7 protein-coding genes and 1 pseudogene are annotated in these 12,433 nt (G+C 76.3%); 6 read left to right on the forward strand and 2 right to left on the reverse strand.

What is annotated here, in order from left to right; genetic code table 11:
* Nucleotides 1-767: 767 nt before the first annotated feature.
* From ABTZ03_RS16105 to ABTZ03_RS16120, 4 genes are all read left to right on the forward strand, one after another.
* A complete protein-coding gene (locus ABTZ03_RS16105; RefSeq protein WP_350513577.1) occupies nt 768-2,924 on the forward strand; it encodes an asparagine synthase-related protein in 2,157 nt (718 codons plus the stop codon).
* A gap of 210 nt (nt 2,925-3,134) precedes the next feature.
* The gene (locus ABTZ03_RS16110) at nt 3,135-3,482 is read left to right on the forward strand and encodes a hypothetical protein (protein ID WP_350513578.1); all 348 of its coding nucleotides are present in this window, start codon (nt 3,135-3,137) and stop codon (nt 3,480-3,482) included.
* 140 nt (nt 3,483-3,622) lie between these two features.
* Nucleotides 3,623-4,144, forward strand: coding sequence for a universal stress protein (locus ABTZ03_RS16115; protein ID WP_350513579.1), 522 nt, complete (start codon nt 3,623-3,625; stop codon nt 4,142-4,144).
* 135 nt (nt 4,145-4,279) lie between these two features.
* The gene (locus ABTZ03_RS16120) at nt 4,280-4,984 is read left to right on the forward strand and encodes a DsbA family oxidoreductase (RefSeq protein ID WP_350513580.1); all 705 of its coding nucleotides are present in this window, start codon (nt 4,280-4,282) and stop codon (nt 4,982-4,984) included.
* A 90-nt stretch (nt 4,985-5,074) separates the two neighbouring features.
* On the opposite strand, the gene ABTZ03_RS16125 is transcribed toward ABTZ03_RS16120, so the two are convergent.
* Together ABTZ03_RS16125 and ABTZ03_RS16130 are read right to left on the reverse strand one after the other, a co-directional pair.
* On the reverse strand, nt 5,075-7,384 hold the full coding sequence (locus ABTZ03_RS16125; RefSeq protein WP_350513581.1) for a sigma-70 family RNA polymerase sigma factor: 2,310 nt from the start codon (nt 7,382-7,384) through the stop codon (nt 5,075-5,077).
* Nucleotides 7,385-7,697: 313 nt separating this feature from the next.
* Nucleotides 7,698-8,567, reverse strand: a complete 870-nt coding sequence (locus tag ABTZ03_RS16130) for a TetR/AcrR family transcriptional regulator (protein ID WP_350513582.1) — start codon at nt 8,565-8,567, stop codon at nt 7,698-7,700.
* A 489-nt stretch (nt 8,568-9,056) separates the two neighbouring features.
* Between ABTZ03_RS16130 and ABTZ03_RS16135 the strand changes: the two genes are divergently transcribed.
* On the forward strand, nt 9,057-10,502 hold the full coding sequence (locus ABTZ03_RS16135) for an NAD(P)/FAD-dependent oxidoreductase (protein ID WP_350513583.1): 1,446 nt from the start codon (nt 9,057-9,059) through the stop codon (nt 10,500-10,502).
* A 194-nt stretch (nt 10,503-10,696) separates the two neighbouring features.
* Nucleotides 10,697-11,989, forward strand: a pseudogene (locus ABTZ03_RS16140) (PP2C family protein-serine/threonine phosphatase); the annotation flags it as partial.
* Nucleotides 11,990-12,433 lie beyond the last annotated feature (444 nt).

Below are 12,433 nucleotides of genomic sequence, written 5' to 3' on the forward strand. Positions count from 1 at the left end.
CGGCGGCACCTCCTGCGGCCTTGTGCGCGGGGCCCGGGCGGCACCGGGCCGTAGCTGCTGTACCTAGAGTAGTCGGACGCGTTCCGACGGTTAAGAGGCCGCATTCCGGATGGCGGGATCGCGCACCCGGCGGTGCCGTGCCGACCCGTCGCGGCGGTTGGTCCGGACCACTCGGAGCGGTTCGGCCGCGCCGCGCGCCGGAGCGTCGTGCTCCGGTCCCGTGTTCACGTGCGCCCGGCCGTGCCCCCTGGCCCGACCGGCTGCTCGGCGATTCGCTGGTGGTCGTGGGTCGGCCCGCCGTCGAGGACCCGGCGGGCCGGGGGATGCCGCCGCCTCAATCCCCGCGGGCGGCGGTGAAGTCCGGGAGGGCATGCGGATGCCCTCCCGGGCTGGGCGACGCCTTTCGGCCATCTCGCGATGCCCATGCCAAGGGTGCCGCCCGGGCGGTCCGGGCCAGGGAGGGGGAGGCCCGGCCCGCCCGAACCCCGACCCGCTCCGCCCGGCTCCCGCCCCGTTGCGCGTGGACCCCGACCCGCTCCGCCCGGACCGTCGGAACGGAACCGGAACGGAACCGGAACCGACAACACCGGCCCCGGCGAAGCGCGGTGGTGGCACGATGTCTCCTGACGGCGCGCCGGAACGAGGGCGCGCCCGGACGCGCGTGCGCACCGCCCCGGCACCCCGAGGCCGCCCCGGCACCCCACCCGGCCGCCCGCCCGGCGCCGGACCCGCCGCGCGCGTGCAGGTCCTCGTCCGGTGGAGGCGCGATGCGGTGGCTGACGGGCTGGAGCACGGGCGCGCCCCGGGCGGGCACACCGGTGCACGAGGCCCTCGCCACCGTCGCGCCGATCGCCGCGCGCCCCCTCTGGACCGGCCCCAACCCGCTCTGGGCGGTGGGCGACTGGCGGCCCGAGGAGATCCGCCTGGTCACTCTCCGCCCCGGCGCCCGCGCCACCGTCAGCACCGGCCCGACCACCCCCGACCCGGTCGAGGACACCCCCGCCACCACCCGGCTCGCCGTCCTCGGCCACTGCGGGGCCACCGACGCCGAACTCGCCGCCGGGCTGGCCGCCGCCCGCGGCGGCGCCGTCCGCCACCTCACCGTCTGGCCCGGCAGCTACACCGTCGTCCTGCGCACCGGCACCCGCTCCACCCTGCTGCTCACCGACCTCGCCGGCGCCCAGCCGGTCTTCCACACCCCTTGGGCGGGCGGCACCGCGTACGCCACCGCCGCCCTGCCGCTCGCCGACCTGATCGGCGCCGCGCTGGACACCGGCCACCTGGCCGCCCGGCTCGCCTGCCCGGAGTCCCCGGAGGCGCTCGGCACCGGCACGCCGTACCTGGGCGTCCAGCGGGTGCCGCCCGGCCACGTGCTCGCGGTCCGCGGCGGCCGCCCCTACCTCGACGCCTACGACGAACCGCCCGGCGCCGAACAGCCGCGCGACGAGGCGCCCGCCGTCCGCGAACTCACCCGCGCCCTGCTGGAGTCCGTCCGCTCCCGGGTCCGCACCCCCACGCCGGCCGGCGACCCCACCGGGCGGGCCCGGCTCGGCGTCGACCTCTCGTACGGCACCGCCTCCGCGACCGTCGCCCTGCTCGCCGCCGCCGTGCCGCTGCCGGCGGCGCCCGCACCGGCCGCCGCCGGGCCGGCGGCGCTCGCGATCGAGGCCGGGACCGGGGCCGGAGTCACCGATGGGGCCGGGGCCAGGACCGGGGCGGTCAAGGGCTCCTGGGTCCGGGACGCCGCCCAAGGGCCCGCCGCACCCGAGCAGTTGGCCGCCGTCACGCTCGGCGAGACCGAACCGCCCACCACCCTCGCGCTCGCCCCCGACACCCCGCGGCTGCGGCACACCGTGCTCACCCCGGGCCCCGACACCCTCCCGTACGCGGTCCTGCGCGCCGACCCGCAGTCCGGCCCGCTCACCGACGAGCCCGGCCCCGAACTCGTCGCCGCCGCCCGCGCCGGGGCCCGCTTCGACGCCGGCGGCACCGACCACCTCACCGGCTACGGCGCCCGCCAGGTCCTGGACGGCCACCCGGCCCGGCTCGCCGACCTCATCCGGGCCGGACGGCCGCGCGAACTGCTGCCCCCGGTGGCGGCGTTGGCGGGCGCCGACCGGGCCGCGGCGGGCGTGCTGGCCGGCGCGCTGCGCACCCCGCTCACCGTGGTCCGGGCCGCCCACCGGCTCTCCCGGGTCCGCTACGCCGAGGCACTGGACGAGGCCGCCGCCAAGCTGACCGCCCGGCACGTCCCGGACGGCGCGGGCACGGCGGGCGACCGCTCGGCCGTCGACCTCGTCTGGTGCGTTCCCGGTCCGGCCGCCCGCTGGCTCTCCGACGAGGCGCTCTCCTCGGTGGCCCTGCGGCTGCGGCTGGCGGCGCGCAGACCGGCGCCCGAGGAACACCCCGGCGCGTACCGTGCCCGCCACGCCCTCCACCGGCACGCGCGCTCCTACCGCACGCTCGTCCACGCCGCCGAACGGCCCGGCCAGCGGCTGCACGCGCCCTTCCTCGACAACCAGGTCGTCCGCGCCGCCCGGCTGCTCCCCGACGACGTCCGGCTCCAGCCCGGCGCCCGGCACGCCCTGCTGCACGCCGTCCTCACCGGTGCCGGCCGCACCGACCTGCCCCCCGACTGGGGCCGCGGCCTCCGCCCCGACCGCTCCGCCCCCGCCCGGGCCGGCCTGCGCCTCGCCGCCGACGGCCTGGCCGAACTCTTCGACGCCCCCCTCCTCGCCGAGGCCGGCCTCATCGACCTCCTCGCCGTCCGCGCCGACCTCCGGGCCCCGCTCTCCCCGACCGCGCTGGCCGGCCTCGCCGACCTGGTCTCCACCGAACTCTGGCTGCGCCGCCTCCGCGCCCGCCGCTACGGCGCCTGCTGGACCGGCCTCCCCCACCCCCACCTCCCGGCCCTCACCCCCTGAGCCCACCGGGAACGTGAACCGGGCCCCGCGCGCACCGGCCCCGCGCGCACCGGCCCCGCGCGCACCGGACGCGCGCCTCGCGATCCGGCGCCCGCGGTGCGTTCTTCCGGGGATTCCCGGCCGTTCGCGAGCGGCTCCGGTCGCCGTCGGCCAGAGTGGCCCGGGCCCGGTCCTCGGGCCCGCGCGCCGACTCGGAGGGACGACACCCCCATGCGCATCCCCAGTCCTCGATCCGCCCGGACCCGTACCGCCGTCGGGCTGGCCGCGCTCGCGGCCGTCGTCGCGACGGCCACCACGGCCGTCGCCGCCACCCCCTCGCTGCAGATCGACGACGGCACCACCGTGAGTTCCCGGCAGGTCGCCGTCGGGCAGTGCGTCAACCCGTCCCTGACCACCCACATCCACAGCATCGCCGTGGGGAGCCGTGCGGGTAACGGCAGCATGACCGTCTTCCGGTTCCGCAACTGCACCGGCGACATCGTCAGGCGGGGCCAGAGCCCGATGTTCTTCGTTCCGCCCGCGACGATCGGTTCGGTCCGCATCGACTCCGCCCCCTGAGCGGTCCGGGCCCCGCCGTCCTGCTCCGCCGTCCTGCTCCGCCGTCCTGCCCCGCCGCCGTCCGGCGCGGCTCGGTGGGGGGATCCCGCCGGGCGGGTGATGATGACGGGGCTGTGAGTCCGGGGTGAGGAGCGTGTGCGGTGGCCGGTGTGAGCCCGGGGCAGGAGGTTCCCGTGGTGCTGTCGGTGCTGGGGCGGCCGCCGACGGGGCGGGCGCCCGGGGTGCTGGCGGCCTGTGACGGGTCGGACGGCTCGCTGTGGGCGCTGGACCGGGCGATGACGGAGGCGGAGCTGTTCGGCCTGCCGCTGTACGTGCTGGCCGTGGTGAACCCGGCGCCGGCCGGCTATCCGCCGGGGATGGCGGAGCTGGTGCAGGAGAGCGTGGAGACGCTGGTCGAGAGCACGGCGGACGGGCTGCGCCGGGCGGTGGCGACGGTGCTGCGGCAGCGGGTGCGTCCGTACGCCGGGGAGCTGTCGCTGCACGTGGTGCTGGGGAACGTGATCGAGGTGCTGCTGGAGGCGTCGACCCGGCAGCACACGCTGGTGGTCGGCACCCGGGGCAACGGGGGCTTCGCCCGGCTGCTGCTGGGGTCGGTGAGTTCGGCGGCGGTGCACCACGCGGCGTGTCCGGTCCTGGTGGTCCCGGCGCCCGCGGACGTCTGAGCCGGGGCCCGCGGCCTCGATCCGAGGCACCCGGCCCTGATCCAGGGTTTCGGCTCGGTGTCGGGAATGTACCGAGATGGTTCATCGTTCACCCATCTCGTACCCGTCCCACGACACGCCCTGGAGCCCCCGATCATGAAGGTCGAGATCTGGTCCGACATCGCCTGCCCCTGGTGCTACATCGGCAAGCGCCGCTTCGAGCAGGCCCTGGCGGAGTTCCCGGGCAAGGAGGCCGTCGAGGTCGTCTACCGCCCGTACCAGCTGGTGCCGGACGCGCCCGCGACGGCGAGCCCGCACCGCGCCTGGCTGGCCGAGCGGTACGGCCCGCAGTCGGTCGCGATGGACGCCCGGGTGGCCGAGCTGGGCCTCGCCGAGGGCATCACCTACGACTTCGACGCCGCCCTGCACGCCAACACCTTCCTGGGCCACCGCCTGCTGCACCTCGCCGAGACCGAGTACGGCGCCGAGGCGCAGGGCCGGCTCAAGGAGGCGCTGCTGAAGGCGCACTTCACCGACGGCGTGGACGTCGGCGACCGGGCCGCGCTGGCCGATGTCGCCGTGGCGGCGGGGCTGGACCGCGACCGGGTGACCGCCTACCTGGCGGGCGACGAGGGCACCGCCGAGGTCCGCGCCCAGCTGGCCGAGGCCCGTGAGCTGGGCATCTCCGCCGTGCCGACCTTCGTGTTCGAGGGCAAGTGGGCGGTCCAGGGCGGGCAGGACGCCGAGACCTTCGGCAAGGTGCTGGAGCAGGTGGCCGCCGAGATCGGCGAGCGCCGACCGGCTCCGGTCCCGGTCGCGCCGGCCGGCGAGGCCTGCGCGGACGGTTCCTGCGCGATCTGACGCAGGACCCAGGACGCAGGACGCGGCTGGGGCCCGTTCCGGGAGGAACGGGCCCCAGCGCGCGTCCGAAGCCGTACTACCGGCCGGTCGTCACGAGCACCTGAACCGCGCCTGCGCCCAGTCCGCGACGTTCAGCGCCGACCAGACCCCGTTCGCCGGCGTGACCACCAGCCGGATCGACTTCTGCCCGGCCAGCGACACGTGCACCGGCACCGCGTCGTCCCCGGGGCCGACGGCCCGGGAGCGCCACAGGGTGCTGCCGTCGCCGCCCTGGACGGTGAAGACCACCCCGCCGGGGGTGAGCGTGGCGTCGTCGACCCCGGCGACCGCGTCGAAGGACGTGCAGCTGCGGTTGAGGTCGATCAGGGTGGTGGCCGGCGCGTGCACGGTGATGGCGTGCGGGTGGTACGCGCCGGCGATCCAGCCGCCGTCGTGCTGCCAGAACCGGTCGCTGCCCTTCTGCCGGATGCTCGGCCCCTCCGGCGGCACCCGGTTGTGGCCGGGCTTGGTCACCGGCAGCGAGTCGCCCCAGTAGTCGGCGGGCGCGGTCGGGGTGGGCGGGGCGACGGTCGGGGTCGGCACCGGCGGCACGGTCGGGGTCGGCACCTCGGGCACCGGCACCTCCGGCGTGGGCACCGGCGGCACGGTCGGCTGGGTCGGGGTCGGGACGGTCGGGGCCTGGCTGGTCGGGGCCTGGCTGGTGGGCGGCTCGCTCCGCGGGGCCCGGGTGGCCACCGGGGCCCGGCTGGGCTCGGTGGTGGGCTTCGAGGTCGGGGCGGCGCTCGGGCTGGCGGCCGGCTGCGGGGCGGCGCTGCTGGGTGCCGGGGCCGGAGCGGCGGGTGGTGCGGGCGCGGGAACGACCGGGGCGGGGGAGACGGGAGCGCTGGTGGCCGGGGGAGCGGCCACCGGGGGCATCGGCTCGGGCGAGCCGGTGAGCGCGTAGGCCGCCACGGCGGCGGCCGCGACGGCCACGGCGGCGGCGATCCCCGCCTTGGCGGCGGTGCCCAGGCCCTCGCCGGCCGCCGCCGTGGCGGCGCTCCCGCTCGAACCGCCCGCCGCGCCGCCGGCACCGGCGGCACCGGCACCGGCACCGCCCGCCGTGCCGCCCGAGGCTCCGGCGGCCCCGGCGGTGCCCGCCGCGGTCCCCGAGGACCCGGCCGCGGCCGCCGCCGTACCCGCCGCGGCCGCACCGCCGACGGCGGCGACCCCGCCCACGGCCGCGGCGGCGCTGAACCCGCCGACCCCGACCCAGACCAGCACGCCGCCGGGCAGCAGCGCGCGCAGGCCGGTGTTGATCTCGGTGAGTTCCAGGCAGGCCGCCGTGCAGCGGTCGCACTCCTTGAGGTGCCGCCCGACCTCGGCCGAGGCGCGCTTGCGCAGCGAGCCGCGCGCGTACGCCCCGAGCCGGTTGGCGTAGGCCTCGCAGGTGCGGTCCTGGCTGCCGGAGACGTGCGCCTGGAGGAAGGCGGCGGCGAGCCGGTCGCGGGCCCGGTGGGCCTGCACGGCGGTGGCGTTGGCGGTCTTGCCGAGCATCACCGCGACGGTCTTCGGCGACTCCTGTTCGACCTCGGTGTGCCAGAGCACCACCCGGTCGTCCTCGGGCAGTTCGGCGTAGGCCTGCATGACCATGCGCTGGTCGGCCATCGCCATCGCCCAGGCGTCGGCGCCCGGGTCGGCCAGGTCGAGGTCGACCACGGCGGCCGAGCTCTGGGCGAACACCCCGAAGTCGTCGACGAGTTGTTCGCGCCGCTCGCTGCGGGTCCAGGCGGCCGCGACGTTGCGCACGGCGGTCAGCAGGTAGGCGCGGACGGCGAACTCGGGCCCCTTGCCGGCCTTGAGCGCCTGGAGGGTGCGGGCGAAGACCTCGCCCGCGAGGTCCTCGGCGGTGAAGCTGTCCCGGCAGCAGGTGCGGGCGTAGCGCCGCACCGAGTCGACGTGCCGGAGGTAGATCTCCTCGTACGCGGTGTCGTCGCCGGCCCGCACCCGGGCGGTCAACTCGGCGTCGGAGGCCGGGCGGTCGCCGTCGACCGGGTCCGCGGGGGCGGGCACGGTGGTCCGGGCCCGGCGGTGGTCGCCAGGGAAGGACTCGCCGACGAACGCCTCGGGGGCGACGCCGCCGCGGCCGGCGGGGGCCTGGCCGGGCACCCGGCCGGAGGGGAGTGCGGCGGCGGAGGCGGAGAGCGACTCGCGGCTGGGCATGCCGGCCTGGTCCGGGACCTGTCCGGCGTGCGAACCGCCTGCGGTGCCCGGGACTTGGGACGGTCCGGTGCCGCCCGCAGCGCCGTTGCCGGTGCCGCCACCGGTACCGCCGGGGCCCTCGGTGGACCCTTCGGCGGTACTACCGGAGAAGCCTCCGAAGTCGCGCCCGTACCCGTAGTCGTTCTGTTCCTCGGCGCTCACAACGGACCCCAGATTCCACGACAGCCCCCGTAGTGTGGCAGGGCGCGCGGGAGTGCGTAGGCGCACGGTTCCCCGGCGTACGGCGCCGACGGCGCGCGAAGGGCGCGCATCGGGACATTGGCTCCAACCACGGGCAAAGGATGGCATAGCGCAGGGACGGGCGGTAGCCGGACCGGCCGGTACCCACCCTTCCGAGGGGGCGTCACGAAGGTGTTCGCCCAGCGTGCGGCGGTGGGTCGTGCGACGCCCGCACCCGGCGCGCGCGCCCTGCCCGCGCGCCGGTCTCCCGTCCAACTCCGGTACCGAATGGGCGTCAGCGCGCCCGCAGGCCGTCCAGGAGTATCTGCAACAGCCGGTCCGACGGCCCGGAAGTCGGCTGTCCGTCCGGCTGCGGACCGGTCGCGGTGAATCCGGCCGCCGTGGGCGCCGAGACCGAGGGCCGGCCCGCGTGCACCGGCACCGAGGCGGTCAGCACCAGCACCACGTCCGACACCGTGACGCCCGGCCGCAACTCGCCCGCCGCGCCCGCCCGCGCCACCAGGGCGGCCAACAGCTGCAGCAGCAGCCGCGGATCGGCGTCCGCCGTCGAGGGTTCGACCACCGCCCCGGACCGCGCCTCCTCGCCGCGCAGGTCGAAGCGGACCGCCGCCGGCGCCTCCGACCCGCGCTGCTCGGGCACCCGGCCCAGTTCCTCCGCGTACCGGAACGCCTCCGGCGGCAGCAGCCGCCCGGCCCCGGTGCCGACCGCCCGGGCCAGGTACCCGGCCAGGGCGTCCCAGGCGCCGTCGCCGCCGTACAGCGACTCCCGCGCCTGCGCGGTCAGCCAGGCCACCTCCTCGGCGGCGATCCGCTGGACCAGCACCTCCTTGCTCGGGAAGCGCCGGTAGACCGTGCCGACCCCGACCCCGGCCCGGCGTGCGACCTCCTCCATCGGAGCGCCGTAGCCGAACTCGCCGAACACCTCCCGGGCCGCGCGCAGCACGCTCTCCAGGTTCCGCCGCGCGTCCACCCGCAGCCGGGCCCCGGGCACCGGCGCGCTGGTCTGCGGGGGCTCCGCCCGGTACGGGACGGCCGCGTACGACATCCCCGCCTGTGGCAGGTCCACCGGGCTGCGCTGCTCCGGCACCATGCCCTGTCCGGCGTGCGGTGCACCCGCCCGCCCCAACACCTGCTTCTGCTCCATCATCCCAACTCTCCCCCGCAGGCGTCCGAAACCGGACCCTGTCGTCGCCCGCCCCTGCACCCCCCGGTGCAGCTCAGCGCGTCAGAAATGACCAGATGACCCATTGCTCGTGCCGCCCGTCCCGTTCCGGTGACCACGGTTGACCACGGTCGTGCCGCCGGGCCGCGTTCACGTCCGGCTCGGCGCGTCGGCACCGTCCGGGGCCTCGTCCGGGAACTACCTTCCCCGGATGACTGTGCCCCAGTCGGGATCTCGCGCCAACGCTGGAACTGGCCGTAGTGGCCGCTCCACGGTGCGTCGCCGCCGATTGTCATGGCGATGGCCGCTCCGGCACACAATCCGACCATAGTTCACGGCTCTTCGCGGCCGAAAGTGCGTCAGAAAGTCGCCCGGGAAGCACAACTGGCCACGCCTGCCCCTTCCGTGGCAACCAGCCCCGTACGGACTGTGGACAAGACCACCTCCGCCGGTCCTTCATAGGGGGGCGTGATGGGGGACACCCCCGGCCGCGGGGCCGGGAGGGAAGGCCGCATCGGCAGGAGGTGCACCATCAGGATCCTGATCGTCGGCGGCGGCTGCGCCGGGACCGCCACCGCGCTCAACCTCCAGCGCGGCCTGCGGGAGCAGCTGCGGCGCGGGGAGGTCGAGATCACCGTCGTCGAGCCCCGGGCCCACTTCACCTACCACCCGCTGCTCGCCGAGGTCGCGGCCGGCTCGATCGACCCCCGGCACGTGGTCGTCCCGCTGCGCCGGGCGCTGCCGGACTGCCGGGTGCTCACCGCCCGGGTCACCCGGATCGAACACGCCGCGCGGCGCGCCCTGGCCGACGCGGCGGGCCCCGGCGAGCGCCCGGCACCGCTCGAACTCCCTTACGACGTCCTGGTGGTGGCCCCCGGCTCGGTCTCCCGCACCGCCCCGGTGCCCGGCCTGGCCGAGCACGGGCTCGGCTTCTCCACCGTCGCCGAGGCGGTGCACCTGCGCAACCACGTGCTGGAGCAGCTCGACCTGGCCTCCGCCACCCGAGACCCGGCCCTGCGGCAGTCCGCGCTCACCTTCGTCTTCGTCGGCGCCGGGTACGCCGGCGTCGGCGCGCTCGCCGAACTGGAGGACATGGCCCGCACCGCGGTCCGGAGCTACCACAACGTCCGCGCCGAGGACCTGCGCTGGGTGCTGGTGGAGGCGACCGACCGGATCCTCGCCGAGGAGTCGCCCGAGCTGGCCGAGCACACCCTCGGCCAACTGCGCGAGCGCGGCGTGGACATCCGGCTGCGGACCACCCTGGAGTCCGCCGTCGGCGGCGTCGCCGCGCTCTCCGACGGCAGCCGCTTCGGCGCCCGCACCCTGGTCTGGACGGCGGGTGTCCGGCCCTCCCCGCTGCTGCGCGACACCGATCTGCCGCTGGACACCGAGGGCCGGGTCCGCTGTCTGGCGACCCTGCAGGCCGTCGGACCGGACGGGCGGGCCCTGCCCGGCGTCTGGGCGGCCGGCGACGGCGCGGCCGTACCCGACCCGGCGGCGGGCGGCGCCCCGTGCGCGCCCAACGCCCAGCACGCCTTCGCGCAGGCCGAGCTGCTGGCCCGCAACCTCGCGGTGGCCCTGGCCGGCGGGCCGCACGCGCCGGGGCTCGCCGGGTACCGGCCCGGTCCCGCCGTCTGCTCCACCTCGCTGGGCCTGCACCGGGCGGTCGCCCACACCCGGCGCGGCGGCCGGCTCACCGGACGGCGGGCGTGGTGGCTGCACCGGGCGCGGCACCTGCGGCGGCTGCCGAGCGCGGAGCGCCGGGTGCGGGTGCTGATGGACTGGGTGCTCGGCGGGGTGTTCTCCCGGGAGGTGGTCTCACTGGGGGCGATGGAGCACCCGCGTTCGGCCTTCGAGGGCGGTTTCGATTCCGGGCCCGGCCGACCGCCGGGCGCCGGGCCGGAAGCCCCCCGGTGAACGACACCGGCACCCCGGGCCGATGAACGGTCCGGAGACCGAACCGGGGAGCGATCCGACGGCCACGCCGGGCGCGCGACTTCCGGAACGGGCCCTCCGCCTGACAGGATCAGCCCGAACTGGTCATTACCCCGTGTGCTGATCCGCACACAAAAAGTGATGATATGTCTGGAAACCGAGGAAGCGGCCGTCGTTTGAACCTCATGCGCTGGAGCGCCCGGCTCACCGGAGTCCCCTGGCGTGCCGCCCCGCCCAACGGGACCGGCACCGACGAAGGCATGCCCGCCACCGACGGCGTCGTCGTGCCCAGCCCCCGCGACCCCAGCAGCCCCGCCGCCACCGCCGAGCTCCTCGACCCGCTCAAGCCCCAGCACCTGCGCGAGGTCCTCAACCGCATCCCCGCCCCGGTCGCCGTCACCTACGGCCCGCTCCACCAGCTCGGCTACGCCAACCGCGCCTACCGCGAACTCTTCGGCGAACGCCCCACCGGACTGCCGGCGGGCGAGGCGCTCCCCGAACTCGGCACCATGGGCGTCCTGCCCCTGATGGACCAGGTCATCCGCGGCGGCCGCCCCCGCAGCGTCAAGGCCCGCTGCATCCTCGGCCTCACCGGCAACCGCTACTACAACGTCTCCTGCGTGCCGCTCGGCCCCGGCGACACCGGCGAGTCGGCCGACAAGCCGCCGGCCGCCGAGGGCCCGCCCGCCGGAGTCCTGGTCTTCGCCGCCGAGGTCACCGACCAGGTCCTCGCCGCCGCCCGCCTGCGCGAAGCCGAACGCCGCCAGCGCGAGGCCGCCGTCACCCTCCAGCGCAGCCTGCTCCCGCAGAAGCTCGACCAGCCGGCCGGCCTGCGGGTCGCCGCCACCTACCAACCGGGCGGCGCCGAGGCCGCGGTCGGCGGCGACTGGTACGACGTCATCGCCATCGCGGGCGGCCGCACCGCCCTGGTCATCGGCGACGTGATGGGCCGGGGCCTGCGCGCCGCCGCGGTGATGGGCCAGCTGCGCACCGCCGTCCGCGCCTACGCCCGCCTCGACCTGCCCCCGCACGAGGTGATGTGCCTGCTCGACGGCCTCGCCATGGAGATCGACGCCAACCAGATCGCCACCTGCACCTACGCGGTCTGGGACCCGGAGCGCCGGACCCTCTCCTACGCCTCGGCCGGCCACCTGCCCCTCCTGCTGCGCTGCCCCGACGGAACCATCCTGCGCAGCGAGGAACAGAACGGCCCGCCCCTCGGCACCGGCGGCGGCCTGCACGTCTCCCACACCCTGCGCCTGCTCCCCGGCACCACCGGCGTCCTCTATACGGACGGCCTGGTCGAGCGCCGGGACGAGGACATCGACCAGGGACTCGACCTGCTGGCCCGCACCCTCACCGGCGCGATCGGCGCCCCCGAGGTGATCTGCGCCCGGCTGCTGCGGGCGATGGGCGTGACCTCGGAGCACGACGACGACGTCGCCGTCCTGGCCTTCCAGCTGCCCGCGGCGGACGAGACCGAGAAACCACTTGCGACGCTTGACTCGGTCGCTCCGGAGGTCTAGTGTTCTTCGAGCTGCCTGGCAGGGAGCACCGGACACGCATCACAGCGCGGACGGTCCCGGGGTAGCCAATCCTTTGAAACACCACTTCTCGGTTCGCGCCGGGTCGTGTTCGCGTTTTTCGCGTTCCGGCCTGGGGCTTATTTGTCATGTGCGTTTTATCGGATTGCGGCCGGATTCGCTTTTCGGAGCGGGGATCGGCTAGAGTTTGAAACGTCGGACGGGGCGTCAAGCCGCAGAAGACACCAGCGAGTTGGATGACGAAGCCCCGGAAAACGGAGCGGAAAACATCTGGTAAGCTGGAAACACGAAAGAACGAAGCGCCCGGAGGGCCCGCTGGAAGGCGGTCCGAAGGAAGCGTCCGTTCCTTGAGAACTCAACAGCGTGCCA

Origin of the sequence: Kitasatospora sp. NPDC096077, from assembly GCF_040303245.1 — a bacterium.
Taxonomy (GTDB): Bacteria; Actinomycetota; Actinomycetes; order Streptomycetales; family Streptomycetaceae; genus Kitasatospora.